This is a genomic window from Sphingobacterium paramultivorum (assembly GCF_014109745.1).
Classification (GTDB): Bacteria; Bacteroidota; Bacteroidia; order Sphingobacteriales; family Sphingobacteriaceae; genus Sphingobacterium; species Sphingobacterium paramultivorum.
In genome coordinates this window covers 2,630,926-2,653,682 of sequence record NZ_CP058555.1, presented here as the reverse complement: position 1 = coordinate 2,653,682, position 22,757 = coordinate 2,630,926, and the positions used below count along the sequence as shown (strand labels likewise).

17 protein-coding genes are annotated in these 22,757 nt (G+C 40.7%); 14 read left to right on the top strand and 3 right to left on the bottom strand.

Annotated elements, in window-relative coordinates; genetic code table 11:
* Positions 1–129 precede the first annotated feature (129 nt).
* The 8 genes from serC to HS960_RS11455 all read left to right on the top strand — a co-directional run bounded on the left by serC (position 130) and on the right by HS960_RS11455 (position 9,909).
* Positions 130–1,200 carry a 3-phosphoserine/phosphohydroxythreonine transaminase gene (gene serC / locus HS960_RS11490; protein WP_153847453.1) on the top strand — a complete coding sequence of 357 codons (1,071 nt, stop codon included), beginning with the start codon at positions 130–132 and terminating at the stop codon, positions 1,198–1,200.
* Between the two features lie 144 nt (positions 1,201–1,344).
* Positions 1,345–2,292, top strand: a complete 948-nt coding sequence (locus tag HS960_RS11485) for a D-2-hydroxyacid dehydrogenase (RefSeq protein WP_075991985.1) — start codon at positions 1,345–1,347, stop codon at positions 2,290–2,292.
* Positions 2,293–2,417: 125 nt separating this feature from the next.
* Positions 2,418–3,731 (top strand): aspartate kinase, encoded by a 1,314-nt coding sequence (locus tag HS960_RS11480; protein ID WP_153847454.1) that lies wholly within the window; start codon positions 2,418–2,420, stop codon positions 3,729–3,731.
* Positions 3,732–3,746: 15 nt separating this feature from the next.
* Positions 3,747–4,907 (top strand): diaminopimelate decarboxylase, encoded by a 1,161-nt coding sequence (gene lysA, locus HS960_RS11475; RefSeq protein WP_075991987.1) that lies wholly within the window; start codon positions 3,747–3,749, stop codon positions 4,905–4,907.
* 137 nt (positions 4,908–5,044) lie between these two features.
* Positions 5,045–5,797 (top strand): prolipoprotein diacylglyceryl transferase, encoded by a 753-nt coding sequence (locus HS960_RS11470; RefSeq protein ID WP_182332723.1) that lies wholly within the window; start codon positions 5,045–5,047, stop codon positions 5,795–5,797.
* A 5-nt stretch (positions 5,798–5,802) separates the two neighbouring features.
* A complete protein-coding gene (locus HS960_RS11465) occupies positions 5,803–6,042 on the top strand; it encodes a hypothetical protein (RefSeq protein ID WP_046675824.1) in 240 nt (79 codons plus the stop codon).
* 11 nt (positions 6,043–6,053) lie between these two features.
* Positions 6,054–7,457, top strand: coding sequence for a radical SAM protein (locus tag HS960_RS11460; protein WP_182332721.1), 1,404 nt, complete (start codon positions 6,054–6,056; stop codon positions 7,455–7,457).
* Between the two features lie 115 nt (positions 7,458–7,572).
* A complete protein-coding gene (locus tag HS960_RS11455) occupies positions 7,573–9,909 on the top strand; it encodes a mechanosensitive ion channel family protein (protein ID WP_153847457.1) in 2,337 nt (778 codons plus the stop codon).
* Positions 9,910–9,964: 55 nt separating this feature from the next.
* On the opposite strand, the gene HS960_RS11450 is transcribed toward HS960_RS11455, so the two are convergent.
* The gene (locus HS960_RS11450) at positions 9,965–10,795 is read right to left on the bottom strand and encodes a helix-turn-helix domain-containing protein (RefSeq protein ID WP_153847458.1); all 831 of its coding nucleotides are present in this window, start codon (positions 10,793–10,795) and stop codon (positions 9,965–9,967) included.
* A 107-nt stretch (positions 10,796–10,902) separates the two neighbouring features.
* Between HS960_RS11450 and HS960_RS11445 the strand changes: the two genes are divergently transcribed.
* Together HS960_RS11445 and HS960_RS11440 are read left to right on the top strand one after the other, a co-directional pair.
* A complete protein-coding gene (locus HS960_RS11445) occupies positions 10,903–11,817 on the top strand; it encodes an AEC family transporter (RefSeq protein WP_182332719.1) in 915 nt (304 codons plus the stop codon).
* A gap of 234 nt (positions 11,818–12,051) precedes the next feature.
* The gene (locus HS960_RS11440) at positions 12,052–12,498 is read left to right on the top strand and encodes a DoxX family protein (RefSeq protein ID WP_075991990.1); all 447 of its coding nucleotides are present in this window, start codon (positions 12,052–12,054) and stop codon (positions 12,496–12,498) included.
* A gap of 38 nt (positions 12,499–12,536) precedes the next feature.
* Here the strand turns inward: HS960_RS11440 and purL are convergent, their stop codons facing one another.
* Entirely contained in the window at positions 12,537–16,268 is a 3,732-nt protein-coding gene (purL, locus tag HS960_RS11435; RefSeq protein ID WP_182332717.1) for a phosphoribosylformylglycinamidine synthase, read from the bottom strand.
* Between the two features lie 510 nt (positions 16,269–16,778).
* On the opposite strand from purL, the gene pheT reads away from it, so the two are divergent.
* From pheT to rny, 4 genes are all read left to right on the top strand, one after another.
* Positions 16,779–19,175: a phenylalanine--tRNA ligase subunit beta gene (gene pheT / locus HS960_RS11430; RefSeq protein WP_153846876.1), complete on the top strand. Its 2,397-nt coding sequence runs from the start codon at positions 16,779–16,781 to the stop codon at positions 19,173–19,175.
* Positions 19,176–19,215: 40 nt separating this feature from the next.
* Entirely contained in the window at positions 19,216–19,521 is a 306-nt protein-coding gene (locus HS960_RS11425) for a hypothetical protein (RefSeq protein ID WP_153846877.1), read from the top strand.
* A gap of 54 nt (positions 19,522–19,575) precedes the next feature.
* Positions 19,576–19,866: a cell division protein ZapA gene (locus tag HS960_RS11420; protein WP_046675831.1), complete on the top strand. Its 291-nt coding sequence runs from the start codon at positions 19,576–19,578 to the stop codon at positions 19,864–19,866.
* A 354-nt stretch (positions 19,867–20,220) separates the two neighbouring features.
* Positions 20,221–21,774 carry a ribonuclease Y gene (gene rny / locus HS960_RS11415; protein ID WP_088161054.1) on the top strand — a complete coding sequence of 518 codons (1,554 nt, stop codon included), beginning with the start codon at positions 20,221–20,223 and terminating at the stop codon, positions 21,772–21,774.
* Positions 21,775–22,019: 245 nt separating this feature from the next.
* Here rny and HS960_RS11410 read toward each other — a convergent pair whose 3' ends face one another.
* Complete coding sequence (locus tag HS960_RS11410; protein WP_153846878.1) at positions 22,020–22,670, bottom strand: HAD-IA family hydrolase; 651 nt, start codon at positions 22,668–22,670, stop codon at positions 22,020–22,022.
* Positions 22,671–22,757 lie beyond the last annotated feature (87 nt).

Sequence of the window (22,757 nt, the reverse complement as noted above, 5' to 3'; positions counted from 1 at the left end):
AATTTTATAAATTTTCAATAAAAAAACAGATTAGTTGAAAAATATATAATTTTATTTTACCTTTGGTTTTTAAACAACGGATTGCTTAGCTAGGGTTAAAGAATAGCAATCAAACAAACTATAACATCAATGAAACATAATTTTGGAGCAGGTCCATGTATTCTGCCAAAGGAAGTATTTCAACAAGCCTCAGAAGCTGTAATTGATTTTAACAACACCGGTTTATCAATTTTAGAGATCTCTCACCGTTCCAAAGAGTTTGAAGCAGTGATAGATGAGGCCACACAATTAGTACGCGAGTTATTGTCAGTACCTCAGGGATATTCGATTCTTTTCCTTCAAGGAGGGGCTAGTTTGCAATTTGCAATGGCGCCGTTGAATCTTTTACCTGAAGGAGGTAAGGCTGCTTATTTGGATACTGGTGTCTGGGCTACAAAAGCATTAAAAGAAGCTAAAAAATTCGGTACAGTAGATGTTGTAGCTTCGTCGATTGATAAAAATTATTCCTACATCCCTAAGGGATATGCCATCCCAACAGATGCTGCATATTTTCATTATACAGCTAACAATACCATTTACGGTACTGAGGTTTTTGATAAGCCTGAAACGGCGTTGCCAGTAGTTGTTGATATGTCTTCTGATATTTTCTCACGTGAGATCAATGTTGCTGACTATGATTTGATCTATGCTGGTGCTCAAAAAAATATGGGCCCTGCAGGTGTTACACTCGTGATTGTTAAAGATGACATCTTAGGTAAATCAGGACGTGTTCTTCCGTCGATGTTGGATTATCAATTGCATATCAATGGTGGTTCAATGTACAATACTCCACCGGTATATTCGATCTTTGTATCGATGTTAAACCTTCGTTGGTTAAAAGCAAAGGGCGGTGTTTCTGTATTGGAGCAAGAGAATATCATCAAAGCACGTGCTTTATACGATGAAATCGACCGCAACCCATTGTTCAAAGGTACTGCAGCTGTTGAAGATCGTTCACGCATGAATGTTACTTTTGTAATGGATACACCAGAGTTGGAAGCTGAATTTTTGGCTTTGGCAAAAGAGCGTAATTTGATCGGAATCAAAGGTCACCGTTCTGTAGGTGGATTTAGAGCTTCGATTTACAATGCTTTACCATTAAGCAGCGTAAATGCGTTGATTGATGCAATGAAAGAATTTGAGGACACGCATACGGCCTAAGGGACTGTGCATGTTGCTGAAATTTAGTAGTTGACAAACAGATAATTAGTTAGATTAAGAATTATAGAGGTCGTATTGTATTCACCTGGTTGGATCTTCCGATGAGTTGAACGGCACTGATACCTTTAAAAACGAATTATAAAGATGAAAATATTAGCGAATGACGGTATCGATCCACTAGGAAAGAAAATGCTGGAAGATGCAGGTCATAGTGTAGATACAACTCATATTCCACAAGAAGAGCTGCCAGAAAAACTCCTTGCTTATGATGCAATCACGGTACGTAGTGCAACTAAAGTACGTCAGGCCCTGATTGATGGCTGCCCTAACTTGAAAGTTATCGGCCGTGGTGGAGTAGGCATGGATAATATTGATGTAGACTATGCCCGTTCAAAAGGGATTGCTGTTGTCAATACTCCTGCGGCATCTTCTTTATCAGTTGCTGAGCTGGTTTTTGCTCACCTATTGAATGGTGTACGTTTCTTATACGATTCAAATAGAAAAATGCCTGTTGAGGGCAATACAAAATTTGGCGCCCTTAAAAAAGCTTATGGAGCTGGTACTGAGCTTCGTGGTAAAACTATCGGTATCGTTGGATTTGGTCGTATCGGTCGCGAAGTTGCCAAAATCGCCATTGGTCTGGGGATGGATGTGGTTTACACGGATTTGTTCGAAGGACCAAAAACATTAACCATAACACTTTCAGGTGGTATACAAGTTGAGGTACCTATTCAACAAGTGGAGATGGACAACTTATTTAAAGTTTCAGATTTTATCTCTTTACACGTTCCATTTTTGGATAAACCAGCTATCGGAGCTGCAGAGTTCCCATTATTGAAAGATGGTGTTGGCTTAGTTAATGCCTCGAGAGGTGGTGTTATTGATGAATTGGAATTAGTGAAAGCATTGGATTCGGGTAAAGTTGCATTCGCCGGTTTAGATGTATTCGATAATGAACCTACTCCACGCGAGGAGATCTTAAAACATCCAAAAATTTCGTTGACGCCACATATTGGAGCGGCAACCAATGAAGCTCAAGAAAGAATCGGCGAAGAATTGGCCGGTCTACTGATCGAAAACTTGAAGAAGTAATTCTTCCGCATAACATCTAAGATATGCGGCACAAAACTTTCATGATTTTGTGCCGCATTTTTTTTAATATAAATTCATGAATTGCCTATATTGGCACACAGAAATTTAATAATTGTAACTTCAGTATGAAAGTTTTAAAATTTGGTGGTACTTCCGTGGGGAGTGCAGCACGTATCAAAGGGTTGTTGGATATTGTAAACCCTGCTGAACGTCAGATCGTCGTATTGTCCGCGGTTGCTGGAACGACAAATGCTTTGGTTGAAATAGGTCAAGCTTACACAGGAGGTAAGAAGGACGAAGCTAAAGATTTGGTCAAGAAGCATAAGGATAAGTACGAAGACCTCATTAAAGAACTTTTCAGCACTGAACAAGGATATAAAAATGGTAAAGAATTGATCGATTACCATTTTAATCTGATTTCTACCTTAGCCAATGAGTTATTTACACCTATTGAAGAAAAAGTTATTTTGGCGCAAGGTGAATTGATGTCTACTGCTTTATGGCATTTCTATTTGAATGAAATCGGTATAAAATCCGCGTTGTTACCAGCCCTGGATTTTATGAAAATTGATGAAGATAATGAGCCTATGGTGGAATACATTGGCGAAAAACTAAGTCGTATTTTGGCACAGAGCCCAGAAAATACGTTATTTATCACACAAGGTTTTATTTGCCGAAATTCATTTGGTGAAATCGATAATTTGCGCCGTGGCGGTTCAGATTATACGGCTTCATTGATCGGCGCAGCAATCCGTGCCGAGGAAGTTCAGATCTGGACGGACATCGATGGGATGCACAATAATGATCCTCGTGTTGTCAAAGGAACGACACCGATTGCACATCTAAGCTTCGATGAAGCTGCGGAGCTGGCTTATTTTGGTGCTAAAATTTTACATCCACAATCGGTATTCCCAGCGCAAAAATATAACGTTCCAGTTCGGTTATTGAACACGATGGAACCCAATGCAAAAGGGACTTTGATCAGTAAGGACGGTGCTCAGAAAGGTTGTATTCGCGCCATTGCCGCGAAAGACGGTATCACGGCAATTCACATCCATTCATCGCGTATGCTACTTGCCTATGGTTTCCTACGTCGTGTTTTTGAAATATTCGAGCGTTATAAAACACCAATCGATATGATCACAACTTCGGAAGTGGCGGTATCGTTGACCATTGATGATACAACCAATTTGGCTGATATTATCAAAGAAGTGGAGGATTTTGGTTCTGTAACAGTAGATGGTGATCAGACCATTGTATGCGTTGTAGGCGATTTCGGTTTGAATAGCCACGGTTATGCTGCTCGCGTACTTGACGCTGTAAAACACCTTCCAGTTCGTATGATTTCTTACGGTGGTTCAGACTTTAACGTGTCGATTCTATTGAATTCAGATCATAAAACAGAAGCATTACGTTCATTGCACAATCGTTTATTTTAAGAAGTAGGTTTTTATATGATAAATACAGGTATCGCGGCGAAGTTTGCAGAGAAAGAAACGCCGTTTTATTATTATGATCTGAATGTGTTAAACAAGACCCTGGAGGCTGCGCATGCTGCGTCCCACAAACGGGGATTTCATGTTCACTATGCATTAAAGGCCAATTTTAATGACGAGTTATTGAAGGCGATTCAAGAGATCGGCTTTGGTGCGGATTGTGTGAGTGGCAATGAGGTAAAGAAAGCCATTGAATGTGGCTTTGATTCCAAGAAAGTCACTTTTGCGGGAGTTGGTAAATCTGATAAGGAAATCAATTATGCGCTCGATCAAAATATTTTTGCTTTTAATGTGGAATCCATTCAGGAGCTTGAGGTCATCAATGAGCTTGCCTCAAAAAAAGGTGTAAAAGCAAATGTGGCCTTAAGGATCAACCCAAATGTGGATGCACACACCCATCATTATATTACAACAGGGCTTGACGAAAACAAATTTGGTGTGCCCAATGCCGATTTGGAAAAATGTGCAGCCGTGCTTAAAAAATGTGAATCTATTGAATTGGTTGGTCTTCATTTTCACGTAGGTTCACAGATTACGGATATGACCGTATTCAAAAGCCTGTGCGTGAAGGTTAATGAATGGAAAAACTGGTTTGAAGAACGCGGTACACAAATCCGTGTATTGAATGTCGGTGGCGGATTGGGGATTGATTATAAAAATCCTGATGGAAATACAATTCCTGATTTTGAAGCCTATTTTGATATTTTCGACCGCTTCCTGGAGCGTACAGCACAGCAAGAAGTGCACTTTGAATTGGGGCGGGCTTTGGTCGCACAATGCGGAAGCCTTGTTAGCCGCGTGTTGTATGTTAAAAATGGTGTCAAGAAAAATTTCTTGGTATTGGATGCTGGAATGACTGAATTAATGCGCCCGGCCTTGTATCAGGCCTATCATAAAATTGAAAATATCAGCGCGACAGACAGCGCCGAATCCATTAACTACGATGTGGTTGGGCCAATCTGTGAATCGTCCGACTGCTTTGGTAAGGAAGTGCCACTTCCGGTTTCAAAACGTGGCGACTTAATTGCCATTCGTTCTGCAGGTGCTTATGGCGAAGTGATGGCCTCGCGTTATAACCTACGTGAGGAAATACGCTTCGTGTATAGCAATCAGCTATAAGCTCCCGTTTTTAAAATATTTATTTAAAAGCCAGTCTGTTCTTCAGACTGGCTTTTTGGTTTTAATAGTTTTGTCCTATATGCAGAAACTTTTGTTTATCATTTTTTTGATCGTCTTTCGTATACTTGTTTATGCTTATGGCGATTGAATTTCCGGTTACGATAGATTTGTTTGGAAAAACATTTCTCTTACATCCTTTTATGGAAGGATTGGGGATGTTTATTGGTATGCGTTATTATCAGTTGCTCAAATGGAAGGATCAGGAAAGTTTAGGGCATACCAATTCCCTTCTTATTGTTATTGCTGCCGGCCTAGGGGCTTTAATCGGCTCACATGTCATCGGTTCCCTCGAGCGCCCGGCTGAATTGCTCAATGCGACACACAAATGGGCTTACATTTGGGTGAACAATACGATAATCGGTGGTTTGGCAGGAGGTTTGGTTGCCGTGGAAGGGATGAAAAAGATCATGGGTAAAAAAGAAAGTACTGGTGATCGGATGGTCTTTCCCTTGATTAGTGCAATTTCCATTGGTAGGGTAGGTTGTTTTTATACAGGTGTATTCGAGCAGACCTATGGTTTACCCACAACGTCTCCATTGGGGATGTATCTGGGGGATGCCTATAAACGGCATCCGGTAGCGCTGTATGAAATCGTATTTTTACTGCTCTTATTTGTAGGACTCCAACTTTTTAAACGACGATACAATTATCGAAATGGCGTGTTGTTTCAGCTTTTTATGCTTAGTTATTTTAGTTTTCGTTTCCTGCTGGACTTTATCAAGCCACGGGCAATTATACTTTTGGGGCTAAGTACCATACAAATTACGTGCATCGTGGTGATAATTTATTATATTTATTTATTAAAAAATGAACGTTTAATCAAAAAATAGAAATTATGTATTTGCTTGAGGGGTCATTTGGATCGGAAAGTACCGCGATGTTGGGACTTTTTCTACTTACTATAGGTGCTATTGTGATCGGTATTGCACTTTTGGTTATTATTATCGGCTCGATTATTAAAGCTGGAAATAAAGAATCAAAATTCAATGTCAATCCCTGGCTTAAAGTATTGTTGGGCGGAATTGGAGCAATGTTGGCAGGGGGACTTGCCTGTGGACTTACCTTTATGAACTAGAGATCAGCTTTATGCCAGTTAGAAACTATACATACTACGATTACACCATCAGCCTATGTCCAACATGCCTTTCGCGTGTTGGTGCCAAGATTATTATCGAGGATGAACAGGTATTTATGACAAAAAACTGTCCTGATCATGGCTTTTTTAAAACACTGATTGCAACTGATGTTGACTATTATAAGAACATTCGGAATTATAATAAAGCCTCAGAAACACCTTTGAAATTTGATAATGAAGTACATTATGGCTGTCCCTATGATTGTGGCTTATGCGTCGATCATGAACAGCACAGTTGCCTTTCTATCATCGAGGTGACCGACCGCTGTAATTTGACCTGTCCAACCTGTTATGCCATGTCGTCGCCCCATTATGGACGACATCGCTCGCTGGAAGAAATTGAACGGATGTTTGACAAAATCGTCGAAAGTGAAGGTGAACCGGATGTGGTTCAGATCAGCGGTGGAGAGCCAACCATACATCCTGATTTTTTTAAGATTTTAGACATTGCGAAGACAAAGCCTATTAAGCATCTCATGCTCAATACGAATGGGATCAGAATTGCCAATGATCCTGGTTTTGCTGAGCAACTCGCGACGTATGCGCCTGAATTTGAAATCTATCTCCAGTTCGATTCCTTTCGCCCATCGGTGCTTGAGAAATTCCGGGGCAAAGATCTTACAGATATCCGTAAAAAGGCCATAGACAAATTAAATGCACTTAATCTAAGTACAACCTTGGTTGTCGTCCTGGAAAAAGGAACCAACGATGATGAAATAGGGGAAATATTGGATTACGCCTTACAACAGCGATGTGTACGGGGGGTAACCTTTCAACCGGTTGAAATTGCCGGTCGAAATGCGGCCGATGCACAGCAACATAAAATGACATTAACGGAGGTACGTCAGGAAATCCTGAATCAATATCCACTATTGGACCCACATGATATTATTCCTGTTCCTTGTAATCCTGATGCTTTGGCGATGGGCTATATACTGAAAATAGGTGCGGAGCGTATACCTTTGACCCGACATATTGATCCTGCTATTTTGTTAAATAGCCAATCGCGCAACACCATTGTATATGAACAGGATAAAGGTGTTCAGATGCAATTGCTGGATATATTTAGCACGGGAATTTCTGTGGATAAGGTAAGGCCAAAAGTAAACCAGTTGCTTTGCTGTTTACCCGAAGTCTGCGCACCTGATCTTGATTACGACAATCTTTTCCGAATTATCATTATGAATTTTATGGATGCCTACGATTTTGACGTTCGTGCAGTCAAAAAATCATGTGTCCATATCGTCAACAAAGACTTGAAATTAATTCCTTTTGAGACGATGAATTTATTTTATCGTGACGATAAAATAAAACGCTTGGAAGAACTAAAACTATCGGATGCTATTCGATTTTAACAGGAGATAAGTTATTTTTGTCGAAGAAATACCTTTGGTCCTTTCTTTGCAAAATGTAGTGTTCATTGCATTTGGCTACACATTGCCAGGTAAGGAAATCAACAAAATTAGAAGTATGAAATTGGGCATTGTTAAGCGTTTTATTTTTGTCTTAAGTCTCTTGGCTTTTCAGTTGCATGTGTCTGCACAGGATTCAGTTCAGGTTAGAAAAAATCAGAGTAACGATCGAACCGCGGCACATGTTGGCTTCAATAAAAGGTCAGCTGTGGATTCCACACGTGTTGGCAATGACTCCTTACGTAATGACCTGAAGAAGGTCAATTTGACTTTTCTTGCTAATATTCGAACAGGTTCAATGGCGGATTTCGTTGCCCAACTGAATGAGAAATCCAATACGTATACTGCGACCAATACAGGATCGGCCAAAGACAGTATTGCCGCAATTAAAAATAGTATTCACGAAGAAATTAAGCAGCTGAAGTCTATTAAGGGCAGTATCAGTAATTATTCAAACAGTCTTAATGTTACCCAGGATCAGATCAGGAATTTGGTCAACCGTTATGATATTAGTACCAGTAATCATAGTCGAGCATACCAATACCTTGATAATGCTCAGCTCAAGCTGTCGTCAAAAATGGATTCTCTGGAGGCAATCAACCGGACGATAGATGAACTTATCGCCAAGAACCAACGCCATTTGCTGCGTCTGGATGCTGTGCATGAAGTGAAAAATGTAAGTAAAAAGGTCGATTCTACGTCGAGCAAAAGTTCGATCTGGAAAGCGAATACGGCGGCGATTTCAAAGGATGTAATTTTAAACAATATACGGAGTAATTATAGTAACAATACAGCGATAGACAAATATGTTAATCGGACCGATTGGGCGAGCCGTATCCTATTGATTGTATTGGGATTGGGCTATTGCTACTGGATTGTGCGGGTGTCCTATATCCTTCGACAGAATGATCCTGAACATAAACTTGCGATTGACGCTATCGTTGGAAAAACAATTATTTTTCTCTTGACACTGTTGCCTTTTGTAAACTTCTTTACACCAAGTTTCATTCTGCAGGCTTCCCAATTGGTCATTATGTTAATCTTCATGTTTTTGCTAAGGCATCGCATGAGCGGGTTACAGCGTAAAATTGCCATTATCCTCATTGTATTCTACATCCTGGACGTATTTGTCAATATGATCGTAAGCGATGACCTCTTTTTAAGGATCGTCTGTATCGCCTTTAATCTGATCGCACTGGGACTTGTTAGCTACACAAAGCGACGAATCAAAAATGCAGATAGTCCGGGGTATATCAGCAATTTTATTTATGTCGTTTTCGCTATCCTCAATATCACGGCAATTACCTTGAATGTGATTGGCCATGTTGAGCACTCGCGGAGCTTTAGTATTGCCTGTGCTGTTGGTTTAGTCCAATCCTTTACGTTGCAGTATTTTGCAGACATGATTAAGGCTGATGTACGTAATCAGTTTAAAAAAGATCGACTGACTGCAGGATTCTGGATGCGTTTTAACGAACAGCGTACATTGGCTATCATCACAGAAATTCTTCGGATCGTATGTGTGCTTTTGGCCATTATTGTGTTGGCAAACAACTTACAGTTTATAGAAACACTATTGGCAGCGAGCGAAGTCTTTTTTGGCAAAGTGCGCAGCATTGGAAGCATATCTTTTACACTCGGCAACCTTGTTGTGGCTGTTTTACTGCTTTTGGTAGCCAACTGGTTTCAAAAAAATATCAGTTTGATTGTTCTCGGCGGTGAAGACGGTCAGCTTAGCCAGGTCTATAATCAGAAGATGACCCTATTTCCGCTCTTTCGGTTGGCGATTATTCTGATTGGTTTTTTTATGGCAATCTCTGCCCTGGGAATGAGTTTGGATAAACTTACCGTTGTCATCGGAGCGCTGAGTGTTGGTATCGGTCTGGGCATGCAGAATATCATCAATAATTTTGTGTCTGGTATTATTTTAGTTTTTGACAAGCCATTTCGGGTGGGCGACCAAATTGAACTTGCCGACAAAAAAGGGCGGGTCAAAGAAATCGGTATACGTGCCAGTGTCCTCAAAACTGCAGATGGTGCCGACGTTATCATCCCAAATGGCGATTTACTCTCTGGAAGAGTCGTCAATTGGACTTTATCACAGGAATACAGCAAAACAAGCTTTGTGCTCCATATCGATCGACAGGCCGATCTGGAAAAAGCGAAAGAATGGATTAAAGATGCGATGATGTCCAGCCCACATTATATACAGGATAGAGATAGCGGGATCAGCATACAGGATATCAGTGCGGAGATGATCTATCTAAGTGTTTACTGCTGGGTAAACGCCGCAGCCAATGCCTCGTCGCTTAAAAACGATGTGCTGCTTGTATTATACAAAAAGTTTGAAGCGGAGGGCCTGAAATTTTATAGTGTCATTCCACCCAAAAATTAGTTTATCAATTGACTTTTTCTGACGAGTATGCATAATGGATTATCGGGAGGGCTTATTATTTAGTCAGATGGGTTCGGAAATATAACGGGCTGAATCCCTTGGCGCGTTTGTAGAAATGGGAAAGATGGCTCTCGTCGGTAAATCCGAGTTCTGCAGCAATTTGTTTCAAGGTATAATCTTTGGATTTAAGTCTGTTCTCGATGAGTTCGATCCGGTAGCTGTTGATATAGGCTCTCAAACTAGTGCCGAAGTTCTTCTTAAAGTAGATTCCAAAATAGGATGGAGCAATATTAAATTTCTGAGCCAGCAGGCTGACCTGAAGTTTTTCGGGCGAAAAAATATAGCGATGAATATAAGCCGAAATCGATCGGTCAACATATAGTTCATGCTGCTGGGGTAAGCGTTGTGTTTCTGATATTTCTTTGTAGAGCCCAAAGATCGCAACGAGTTGGTCAAATAGCCAATCAGAACGCTCGTTGACAGTGGCATTACTATACAGTCGGACAGCTTCCAGGATATGTGAATAAATCAGGCGATGGTGCTCGTCCATATACAGTTTGCGTTCCTTCAATCCTTTATCGTTCATTAGCTCCATAATCCAGGCATAGCGCTTGAGATTACGTTTATTCTGCAGAAAGTAGGTGTCTGTAAATAAAATAAACAAAAAATGGGTCTTTTCTTCAATGTTAAAATAATGCTTGTCTTCCGGACTAATTAAGAACACATCGCCAGGTTCATAATTCAGTTCAAATTTGTTGATCACATGGGTTCCTTTGCCCGAACGAATATAAACAAGCTCATAATAATTTTGCTCGTGTGGAGGCAAATGAAAACTATCCTCAATAAATTCACTGATCCGTAAAGGTTCAAACTGTTTTTTGCGCATTGCTCTCCTGATATATATCTTTAAATGTACATAAAAATAATGTATTTGTACATGTTATTGCCTGCTCTACTATCGCACCTTTGTGTCGTATAAAATGATAAGAAAACATGATTAATTTTATAATGATTGCATTTTGCATCGCAGCGGGGATGTTGTTAAGGCGAACAAATTTAATTCATTCCGAGGCACATAAAGGGATCAATACCTGGATCCTTTATTTTGCCCTGCCGGCGGTGTCTTTCAAATATATTCCGAAGATCGTATGGTCATCACAATTACTGTTTCCCGTGTTTTCGGCAATCCTCGTTTGGGCAGGTAGTTGGTTATTTATGGAAGTATACTGTCGGCGTAAAAATTATAAGCAGCGCTCCCGCAGTAGCTTGGAATTGGCCGCAGGTTACAGCAATACGTCCTTTATAGGCTTTCCATTGATCATCGCCTATTTTGGTGAAGCCCAGTTGCCGATTGCGATTATTTGCGACCAAACTACATTTATTCTACTTTCTACAGCCGGAATCATCAATGCACTAAAAGCGAATGTCCAGGATGGCGAAACCATCGATGTCAAATTTATGCTTCGAAAGCTAATTAGCTTTCCACCCCTGATCGGTTGTATAACAGCCTTAATGCTGTCTCAATTTGTTGACCTTTCAGTTGCCGAGCCTTTTTTTGATAAGTTGGTGGCCACGGTTGGACCATTGGCCTTATTTTCTATTGGTTTACAGTTGAAGTTTGATGGTTGGCGACAACAGATTTCGCAGATCAGTACAGCGATGAGTTATAAATTGATTCTTGCCCCAGCATTGGTATTACTATTTGCATTACTACTTGGTGTGAAGGGAGCTGTTGCGCGGGTCAGTATATTTGAAGCAGCTATGCCAACCTTGGTCACTTCGGGGATCATTGCCGAACAATACCATCTGAATACCAAGTTGGTCAATCTGGTTATCGGTTTTAGTATTGTTGTGGGGCTGCTAACAACTGCATTTTGGGATTTTGTTATTCGACTTTTTTTCTCCTAACCTACGGTTGCATTGATTGATTGATTGATTGATTGATTGATTGATTGATTGATTGATTGATTTTGAAAACAGCGTAGGCCTGATTTGGCAGGGATTTGTCTTATCTGAAGTATTGTGTAGGCGTGGGGATGTATTCACTTCGTAACATTTTGATAGTGAATCATCTCATGCGAACAACTTTTTTGCTGTTCAACTGTTATTAGGCTATAACCATCTATAAAAAGGAGGTATATTATGAACCTGATACACAAAATTGAACATTGGGGCGATGCTCATCACCCACAATGGATTGATTACCTAAGAATTGCTTTAGGGGTCGTTATTTTTGCCAAAGGTGTAAGTTTCGTAAATGATAGGGATGTTGTTCAACATATGATTGAACAAAGTAGTTTCCACTTATCATCATGGGGTGCTGTTCACTATGTGGTTTTTACCCATTTGGTGGGAGGGTTGTTCCTAATTTTAGGTTTTCAAACCCGTTTGGCCTCACTACTGCTATTTCCGGTACTGGTAGGGGCTGTATTTTTTGTTAATATCACCCACGGCTTTAGTTATTTGAATTCCGAATTGTGGCTTTCTATAGTCGTATTCTTTTTGCTGATCTTTTTTATGGTCATGGGTTCTGGAAAATACTCCCTAGACCAAATGATGAACAAACCAGGATACAAAAGGGATATCTAAAAGAAAAGCTCCTTCATACATGAAGGAGCTTTTCTTTTTTATTTGCCTTGCTCGTCAATCCATTGGCGGGCATTAACGAATGCTTCAATCCAAGGAGAAACTTCGTCCTGACGACCTTTTGGATAATTTGCCCAATGCCATTGGAACACCGAGCGCTCAATATGTGGCATAGTAGCCAAATGGCGGCCAGTCTTATCGCAAACCATTGCTGTATTATAGTCCGAACCATTTGGGTTATGCGGATATTGCTCATACGCATATTTTGCAACGATATTGTATTGCTCTTCAGCATATGGAAGGTTGAATTTTCCCTCCCCATGTGAGATCCAAACACCCAATGTACTTCCCGCTAGTGTCGATAACATGACGGAATTGTTTTCCTGAACTTTTACAGATACAAAGTTTGACTCGTGTTTTCCGGAAGTATTGTGTAGCATTTTTCCGTGGATTTCATGCTCAGGATTGATCATCTCAAGTTCCATAAATAGCTGACAGCCATTACAGATGCCCACCGAAAGTGTATCCGGACGAGCAAAGAAATCGGTTAAGGCTTTTTTCGCTTTTTCATTGTAAAGGAAAGCTCCAGCCCAACCTTTTGCCGAACCCAATACATCTGAGTTCGAGAAACCACCTACAGCACCGATAAATTGGATGTCTTCCAATGTCTCGCGACCAGCTATCAAATCGGTCATGTGAACATCTTTTACATCAAAACCTGCCAAGAACATGGCGTTAGCCATTTCGCGTTCGGAGTTGGAACCTTTCTCACGAAGGATCGCAGCTTTCGGACGTGGTTTAGTTCCGTCGATTACTGGTTTCTTACCATCAAATTGACTTGGGAAAGTAAAGGCTAGGGGTTGATTTTTATAATTATCGAAACGTTGTTGTGCTGTTCCATTTTTAGATTGCTTTGAATCCAAAAGGAATGACGTTGTAGACCATACATCACGTGTTGCTGCGACATCAAAGCTGAATACCGCTTCTTGATTTTTAATCGTTACCGTATTACCTTCGATCACCTGACCAATTTTAACCGCGTCCACATCAGCTTTCTTGACAATTGCTTCAAAAGCAGCGTCGTCTTTCGCTTGCAGGACAAGTGCAATATTCTCATTAAAGAAGGCTTTTACGCTATCAGATTCATTTAATGCTGAAAGGTCATAGTTGGCGCCTAGATTCACATCGGCAAAGGTCATTTCCAATAAGGTAGTAATCAAGCCCCCCGATCCGACGTCGTGACCAGCTTCGATCTGTCCTTCGTTAATTAATTGCTGTACGGTATTGAATGCTGTTTTGAAATAAGCAGCATCTTGAATGGTCGGTACTTCAGTACCTAATTTATTGATGATCTGCGCAAATGACGAACCGCCTAATTTGAACTGATCTTTTGATAAGTTGATGTAATAGATCGATCCGGCCTTTTTGTTCAGCACAGGTTCTACCACTTTTGTGATATCAGTACAATTTCCTGCGGCAGAAATGATCAATGTGCCTGGGGCAATGACGTTTTCGCCGTTTGGATATTTTTGCTTCATCGACAAAGAATCTTTTCCCGTTGGGATATTGATTCCCAATGCAATGGCAAAATCCGAGCAGGCTTTAACAGCTTGGTATAAGCGGGCATCTTCCCCCTCATTATTGGCCGCCCACATCCAGTTGGCCGATAGGGAGATTCCTGCGAGGCCATTTTTGATTGGCGCAAATACGATGTTGGAAAGCGATTCAGCAATAGCCGTTCTACTTGCCGCCGCCGGATCCACCAAGGCAGCAACAGGGGAGTGACCTATTGTTGTCGCAATACCTTCTTTACCTTTATAGTCAAGTGCCATAACACCGACGTTGTTCAACGCCAATTGCAATGGACCTACACATTGTTGTTTGGCAACACGGCCACCAACACAACGGTCTACTTTATTGGTTAACCAATCTTTCGAAGCAACAGCTTCCAGTTGTAATACTTGGTTTAAGTAGTTTGGAATGTCGGTTGCATCATAAGCAAGATCCGCATAATTGCGAACCACGGTTTTATCGCGCATGAAAGTTTTTGGCGATGAACCAAAGAAATCTTCAAGGGCGTAATCCATTGGTTTTTCACCTGTACTTTTCGATTCGAAAGTAAAGCGGTGGTCGCCAGTGACATCACCTACAGTGTACATTGGTGCACGTTCGCGATCTGCAACACGTTTTAACGTGTCAATATCATCTTCAGCGATCACAAGTCCCATACGTTCTTGCGATTCATTACCGATAATTTCTTTTGCCGATAGTGTAGGATCTCCTACAGGAAGTGCATCCAGGTCAATTAAACCTCCGGTCTCTTCAACAAGTTCAGATAAACAGTTTAAGTGGCCACCTGCACCATGATCATGGATCGAGACAATTGGGTTATGATCGGACTCTACTAAGCCACGAACAGCATTCGCTGCACGTTTTTGCATTTCGGGATTGGAACGTTGAATCGCATTAAGCTCAATTCCAGAACCAAATGCTCCCGTATCTGCAGAAGATACAGCAGCTCCACCCATTCCGATGCGGTAATTTTCACCACCTAGGATAACGACTTTATCACCAGTTTTCGGCGTATGTTTTTTCGCTTGATCTAGTTTTCCATAGCCAACACCACCAGCTTGCATAATGACTTTGTCGTAACCAAGTTTACGGCCATCCTCTTCATGCTCAAAGGTCAATACAGAACCTGTAATGAGGGGCTGACCAAACTTATTACCGAAGTCAGAAGCACCGTTGGAAGCTTTGATCAGGATGTCAACTGGGGTTTGGTATAACCATTGACGTTCTTGCATCGCATTTTCCCATGGGCGAGTTTTGTTGAGTTCCTTTGCCGGCTCAGTTACTGTTCCTGCCTGAAGGTCCAATTTATTTTGTTCCAATCGCGAATAAGCAGTCATATATACGGCTGTACCTGCCAATGGAATCGCTCCTTGGCCGCCGGCCATACGGTCGCGGATTTCACCACCTGACCCAGTAGCAGCCCCCGAAAATGGTTCTACAGTAGTTGGAAAATTGTGTGTTTCCGCTTTTACTGATAAAACCGAATCAAATGCTTTCTCTTCGTAAAAATCAGGTTTGTCGGCAGATTTAGGTGCAAATTGTGTGACACGTGGACCTTTAACAAAGGCAACGTTATCTTTATAAGCAGAAACAATCTCGTTCGGATTGGTTTCAGAAGTCTTTTTGATTAATTTAAATAGGGAAGTGGGCTGCTCTTCGCCATCAATGATAAAGGTACCATTGAAAATCTTGTGTCTACAGTGTTCAGAATTTGCTTGTGAAAAAGCGAATACTTCCGAGTCTGTAAGCAGACGACCCAACTTGGTCGAGAGATTATTGAGGTAGTCTACTTCTTCTGGATTTAGCGCAAGGCCCTCAGATTTATTGTAGGCCTCGATGTCTTCAATTTCCAATATCGGTTCAGGTGTGATGTTGACGGTATACATGTCCTGTGTCAACATACTGAACTTTTGTGAAATCATTGGATCGAAGTCATTGAAATCCGCTGGTACCGGTTGAAATTCTTCTATACGAACAATTCCTGCAATGCCCATATTTTGTGTGATTTCTACGGCATTGGTACTCCAGGGAGTAACCATCGCAGCGCGGGGTCCTACAAAGTAATGGTTAAGGTTTTGGTCGTCTAGTTTTTTGGCGTTGCCGAATAGCCAGTTGAGTTTAGTAATGTCTTCTTGTGATAAAGAGTTTACGCTTTGAACACCATATACAGTGTTCGATGGGTTCTCAAAGAAATGAATCATTATAAATGTTTGTTTTGAACGTTCTTCAAATTAAAGCACAAAGTTACATATTTATTTTGATGGAAATGCTTGAATTTTCATTAAAAAATAGGCTCAGGTTGCGTTTACTGGAAAAGGCCAAAATTGCTGTTTTGTGTAAATATGTGTAAAGTTGTGTTAATTCATGTAAATAAAAGTTATAATTAATAATTGCATTCGTTTCGTTCGGGGAAAGCCCCTACATTCGCAGCATTCATCACCTATGAATAAATATGATTATCCTTGGGAAGGGGTTTATGAACTCCTTCATACGATCTCTTCCTTCGGTATAAATCTAAGGTCCAAATACCTAACTTGGTTCTATCGTATCAACTTTCCAAAAAAGATAAAATCGCTTGCTGCCTAGCTTAATGAAGTCTTTTGAGGAGCCTACCTACTGCATTAAATTCAGACCAACTGTTGATGAAGGGTAAATTGACGTTGGATATAAACTCAAATTTATCTAAGTTTGTGCATCAAATCAAATTCGAGATGAATATTTCATATAATTGGTTAAAACAACACGTTAATATAGATTCGACACCGGAGGAACTATCGCTTATCTTGACAAATACAGGATTGGAAGTAGAAGCTTTGGACGTCGTGCAGAGTATCCCAGGTGGATTGGATGGTTTGGTTGTTGGTGAAGTGAAAACTTGTGAACAGCATCCTAATGCCGATAAATTAAGAGTAACTACCGTTGATGTCGGTGGACCGGAGTTATTGCACATTGTATGTGGCGCACCGAACTGTCGTACAGGATTGAAAGTCATTGTTGCTACAGTGGGCACTACATGTCATCCGCTTACAGGAGAGCCTTTTAAAATTACCAAATCTAAAATTCGTGGTGAAGTTTCCGAAGGTATGTTATGTGGAGAAGATGAAATCGGTTTAGGTACATCCCATGCCGGTATTGTTGAATTACCAGCTGATGTTGCTGTGGGGACCTTAGTGAAAGATCATTTCAATATCCAGGATGATTACCGTTATGAAATTGGTTTAACACCAAATCGTGCAGATGCAGCTTCGCATTTAGGCGTTGCAAGAGATATTGCGGCACATTTTCGTACACAATTGTTAAAAGCAGATGTTTCTGCATTCAAGGCTGCTGAGGCTGAGGGAACGACAGTGGTCGTTGCGGACGCACAGGCGAGCCCACGTTATAGTGGTATCAATATTACTGGTGTTCGCGTTGGCGAATCTCCAGATTGGTTGAAAGAGAAATTAAATGTTATCGGTGTTCGTCCGATCAATAATATTGTCGACGTCACAAATTATATATTACACGATTTAGGTCAGCCACTGCATGCTTTTGATGCTGATAAAATTGCGGGAAATAAAGTCCTTGTTCGTCTTGCGACTGAGGGCGAGAAATTTGTTACCCTGGATGGTGTGGAGCGTACCTTGTCTGCAGAGGACTTGGTGATTGCCGATGCTGAAAAACCGATGTGTATTGCGGGGGTTTTTGGTGGAGCATATTCTGGTGTGTCAGCCGAAACGACCAACGTATTTTTGGAATCGGCTTATTTTAATGCTGTTTCTGTACGGAAGACCTCCAAAAGACATGGTTTAAAAACAGATGCTTCTTTCCGTTTCGAACGTGGTACCGATCCTAATATTACGGTTGAAGCATTGAAGCGCGCTGCTTTATTGATTCAAGAAATTGCAGGTGGAACGATTTCATCTACCCTAAAGGATGAGTATCCTGTTGTGATTAAACCGTTTTCATTTCATGTGAGCTATGCGAATGTGGTTCGTTTGATCGGTCAGGCGATTCCAAATGAAGAAATTAAATCCATTATTGTCGCTCTTGGCATTGAAGTCACTTCAGAAACTGAAACAGGCCTTGATGTGTTGGTGCCGGCGTATCGCGTCGATGTCACACGTGAGGTAGACGTTGTGGAGGAGGTGTTGCGTATTTACGGTTATAACAATATTGAGTTGAAGTCACAAATTAAGGCATCTTTAAATACGGTTGAAAAGCCAGATAAGGAAGTTGTCTTAAATCAATTGGCAGATCTATTGATCGCAAATGGATTTCGTGAGATTCTGTCCAACTCCCTAACAAAGCTGGACTATGCGGATGATAGCGAAACGGCAGTTAAATTGTATAATCCATTGAGTTCGGATTTGGATACGATGCGTCAAAATATGGTGTTTTCTGTTTTGAGTGCGATTGAATATAACCAAAAACGAAGAAACTTCGATCTGAAATTCTTTGAATTCGGTAAGACTTATGCGCTGGATGGTGAAGGCTATAAAGAAACGCAACACCTGGTTTTTGCCATGGCGGGTAAAAATGAAGCTGAGCAATGGAATAGCAAAAAAGATGCGGTCAATTTCTATAACCTTAAAGCAGCCGTAGATACTGTTATCAAAAGGCTGAAAATTGAAGGGATTCAGATACAAGATGCTGCAAGTTCACATTTTGCCTATGGTTTGAACTATATGAAAGGGCAGAAATGTTTGGTTTCATTTGGTGCAATTGCAAACGCAGATTTGAAAAAAGCAGATGTTGAAGGTCAGGTTTTCTTTGCTGATTTTGACTGGGATGTTTTGATGAAAATCATTCGTAAGAATAGCATTCAATATAAAGAAGTTTCCAAATTCCCGGCTGTACGCAGAGATTTGTCGCTCTTGATCGATGAAAATGTGAGCTTCGATAAGCTACAATTTGTTGCTCAAAAGACCGAACGCAAGCTTTTAAAGGAGGTAAATGTGTTTGACGTGTATAAAGGTGATAAAATTCCGGAAGGGAAAAAGTCTTATGCTCTGAGCTTTATCTTGCAGGATGAAGAAAAAACACTTACTGATAAGCAAATTGATGCGATAGTTCAAAAATTAATTGTTAATTTTGAGAAGGAACTAGGCGCGGAAGTGCGTGGTTAATTAGAGATACAACATTAATTGGTAATATTCAATTTTTATTATGGCAACATTGTCTTCACAAATGAATCTGATCGTTGAGAAAACGAAAAATTTAATTCAATTGTGCGAAGTCTTGCAAGAAGAAAATGATTTGCTTAAATTAGAGGTACAATCCTTAAAAGTGGCTTTCGATGCGAGCAACGATAAGAGCAAGCAATTGGAAGAGAGGGTCAAAGCGCTGGCAGTTGCCCGTACGTTAGATTCTGAAACGGATAAGGAAGCAATTAATGAAAAAATACTTGACACAAAACAAAAAATTAACGATTTTGTGCGGGAAATAGACAAGTGTATTAGTTTGTTGAAATAGTTGGGAGAAGTGTTATCGGATTCAAACTAATACAACGTTAAAAAGCTCAAAGAAATGGGAGAGATTTCCATAAAAATAAATATCGCAGATCGTGTTTATCCCCTTCGGGTGGAAAGCGCGGAAGAAGAAGTAATTCGACACGCTGCGAAATTGATAAATGAAAAAGTAAAGGAATTGCAGGAAAACTATACTGTGAGAGATAAGCAGGATTTGTTATCCATGTGTGTATTGCAATTTGCGACGCGTATGCTTAATGCAGAGCGGCAGTCTCAAAACCACGAAGTGGGTTTGGAAAATTCAGTACAGGAACTTGATCAGTTGTTGACGGATTTCTTTAAAAAATAAATTTACGTTCTTTATATTTAGAGCTTAAACGACGAATTTGCCGCAATTAAATTCGGGTTGTCACTATTTTAAACTTAACGCTTCAATATTACAGGCGCAAAAAGATATAGGCCATTTTGCGAAAGCCATCTGGGTCATAATCTAAGCCTAATTATGTAATCACGAAGTTTAATAATACATGAGACCTGTTTAAATTTAATTGCGGTTTTTTTTTGTCATGAAGCCTTGATGCGCTTATCGGGATCGCTACAGAGTTGGCGCATACCAAAGGTAAGGGAGTGGGCTGATTGATGATTTTACTGGAATTTGAACATAATTAATAAAAACAAACATAAATAATACAATTATACATACATGGACATCGCAATTTATAGCATAATTTCTCTGATTGTTGGTGTTGTTATAGGTCGTTATCTATTGGTTCTGTTATTTAAAAAACAAGAGCAGGAAGCCAAGGATAAGGTAAATAGCATACTGAAAGATGCAGAGCAGGAAGGGGAACACATTAAAAAGAAACGCCTGTTAGAGGCCAAAGAAAAGTTCCTTCAATTAAAATCTGAACACGAAAAGGAAGTCAATCAACGTAACAATACCATCAACCAAAAGGAAAATACGTTAAGACAAAAAGAACAGTCAATTAACCAAAAGCTGGAAAACATCAATCGCGATAAGCAAGATGTGGATACCAAGAAAAAGCAATTGGATAAATTGGTTGAACTGAATGAAAAGAAATCTGAAGAAGTAGAAACGCTCAAATTACAACAGATTAAGCAATTGGAAAGTATCGCTGGCGTAACTGCTGACGAAGCAAAAAATCAATTGGTGGACTCGTTGCGCGAAGAAGCCCGCTCACAAGCGATGATTCAAATCAAAGATATTGTGGATGAGGCCAAATTGACGGCAACAAAAGAGGCGAAAAAGGTTGTTATTCAGACTATCCAACGTACTGCTACGGAATCTGCGATCGAAAATACCGTCTCAATTTTCAATATCGAAAATGATGAAATCAAAGGTCGTATTATTGGTCGTGAAGGTCGTAATATTCGTGCATTGGAAGCTGCAACAGGCGTAGAAATCATTGTAGACGATACACCTGAAGCAATTATCCTATCTGGTTTCGATCCTGTACGTCGCGAAATAGCGCGTTTGGCTTTACACCGTTTGGTAACAGATGGTCGTATCCACCCGGCACGTATTGAAGAGGTTGTCGCTAAGACGCGGACGCAAATAGAGGATGAAATCGTTGAAATTGGTGAACGTACCGCAATCGATTTGGGAATCCATGGTTTGCACCCCGAATTGATTCGTATGGTAGGACGTATGCGTTACCGTTCGTCTTACGGACAGAATCTTTTACAACACTCGCGTGAGGTAGCTAATTTTGCAGCAACAATGGCGGCAGAACTGGGCCTGAATGTTAAACATGCGAAACGTGCTGGATTACTACACGATATTGGTAAAGTGCCTGATGATAATCCGGAGTTGCCACACGCTATTTTAGGTATGCAACTTGCAGAGAAATACAAGGAACACCCTGATGTATGTAATGCAATTGGTGCTCACCATGATGAGATCGAAATGACTGCCTTAATATCTCCGGTTGTTCAGGCTTGTGACGCGATCTCTGGTGCACGCCCGGGCGCACGCCGCGAGGTTGTCGAAAGTTATATCAAGCGCCTAAAAGAGTTGGAAGATTTGGCTTTATCGTATCCTGGGGTTGAGAAGACCTTCGCGATACAAGCTGGCCGTGAGCTACGTGTCATCGTTGAGAGTGAGAAGGTGTCTGATGCACAGTCGGAAATACTGGCTGCTGATATCTCTAACCGTATTCAAACGGAAATGACTTATCCAGGGCAAATTAAAGTAACTGTAATTCGTGAGACAAGATCAGTGTCTTACGCAAAATAGATCCTAAGGATCCATCATAAAAAAAGCTCCAAACGAAATGTTTGGAGCTTTTTTTATGCAATTCTACACGTTTCCCACGACTGGATCATTTCAGCCATTCCATTCTCCAAAGGGTTGACTTAAATTGAATCGACTCAAATGACTTGACTTGACTTGACTTGACTTGAATCGGCTTGACTTGAAGTGCTCGAATCGACTTGACTTAAATTGAATCAAATTTTGGATACCCTTTTTATTATCGGTAATTATTGGAAAAATTCCATCAGATCTGTCACTGTAGCCAATAGATAGGTCGGATCTTCCTGTTCGAGTTCGGCTTGGCTACCATAGCCATACAATACACCAACAGCATCCATGCCTGTTTCTCGGGCACCAATCAGATCATGTTTGCGATCTCCGATCATGAGGCAGTCTTGTGGACTTGTTAGCTTGGCCTGTTCCATGACATATTGGATGACACTGGTTTTGGTCGGTCTGGAATCGTCCAAAGCGCTTCCGCCCGCAAAATCAAAATAGGTATTTATTGCAAAGTGCTGTAATATTTTGTGGGCGAAAATTTCGGGTTTGGAGGTCGCAAGGTAGATGTTGTACCCTTTTGTTTTCAGCAATGCTAAAAGCTCAGGTATGCGATCAAACAGGATATTCTCATACAGCCCTATGGTTGAAAAGCGTTCCCGATATTTTTCTACACAGGCAATTGCTTCGCTTTCCTCAAATCCAAAGGTGTGTATGAAAGAATCTTTAAGGGGTGGGCCGATCAAGGGTTTGAGGCTATTCAGATCTGCTGTATGGATGCCTTTGGATTCCAAGGCATAGGCAATACATTTCGTAATCCCTTCTGCGGGGTCGGTCAGGGTTCCGTCCAGATCGAATAAGATATGTTTGTAAGACTTCATGCTGCAATATTACGGAATAGAATAGGAGTAAGCGAGTTTGTGTACTCTGAAAGCATATAATGACCTGCAGCAGACCAAAAAATAGGG

Excerpts from the sequence above, each read along its gene's own strand:
- serC (WP_153847453.1), top strand. The coding sequence starts at position 130 with ATGAAACATAATTTTGGAGCAGGTCCATGTATTCTGCCAAAGGAAGTA.
- HS960_RS11485 (WP_075991985.1), top strand. The coding sequence starts at position 1,345 with ATGAAAATATTAGCGAATGACGGTATCGATCCACTAGGAAAGAAAATG.
- HS960_RS11480 (WP_153847454.1), top strand. The coding sequence starts at position 2,418 with ATGAAAGTTTTAAAATTTGGTGGTACTTCCGTGGGGAGTGCAGCACGT.
- lysA (WP_075991987.1), top strand. The coding sequence starts at position 3,747 with ATGATAAATACAGGTATCGCGGCGAAGTTTGCAGAGAAAGAAACGCCG.
- HS960_RS11470 (WP_182332723.1), top strand. The coding sequence starts at position 5,045 with ATGGCGATTGAATTTCCGGTTACGATAGATTTGTTTGGAAAAACATTT.
- HS960_RS11465 (WP_046675824.1), top strand. The coding sequence starts at position 5,803 with ATGTATTTGCTTGAGGGGTCATTTGGATCGGAAAGTACCGCGATGTTG.
- HS960_RS11460 (WP_182332721.1), top strand. The coding sequence starts at position 6,054 with ATGCCAGTTAGAAACTATACATACTACGATTACACCATCAGCCTATGT.
- HS960_RS11455 (WP_153847457.1), top strand. The coding sequence starts at position 7,573 with ATGAAATTGGGCATTGTTAAGCGTTTTATTTTTGTCTTAAGTCTCTTG.
- HS960_RS11450 (WP_153847458.1), bottom strand. The coding sequence starts at position 10,795 with ATGCGCAAAAAACAGTTTGAACCTTTACGGATCAGTGAATTTATTGAG.
- HS960_RS11445 (WP_182332719.1), top strand. The coding sequence starts at position 10,903 with ATGATTAATTTTATAATGATTGCATTTTGCATCGCAGCGGGGATGTTG.
- HS960_RS11440 (WP_075991990.1), top strand. The coding sequence starts at position 12,052 with ATGAACCTGATACACAAAATTGAACATTGGGGCGATGCTCATCACCCA.
- purL (WP_182332717.1), bottom strand. The coding sequence starts at position 16,268 with ATGATTCATTTCTTTGAGAACCCATCGAACACTGTATATGGTGTTCAA.
- pheT (WP_153846876.1), top strand. The coding sequence starts at position 16,779 with ATGAATATTTCATATAATTGGTTAAAACAACACGTTAATATAGATTCG.
- HS960_RS11425 (WP_153846877.1), top strand. The coding sequence starts at position 19,216 with ATGGCAACATTGTCTTCACAAATGAATCTGATCGTTGAGAAAACGAAA.
- HS960_RS11420 (WP_046675831.1), top strand. The coding sequence starts at position 19,576 with ATGGGAGAGATTTCCATAAAAATAAATATCGCAGATCGTGTTTATCCC.
- rny (WP_088161054.1), top strand. The coding sequence starts at position 20,221 with ATGGACATCGCAATTTATAGCATAATTTCTCTGATTGTTGGTGTTGTT.
- HS960_RS11410 (WP_153846878.1), bottom strand. The coding sequence starts at position 22,670 with ATGAAGTCTTACAAACATATCTTATTCGATCTGGACGGAACCCTGACC.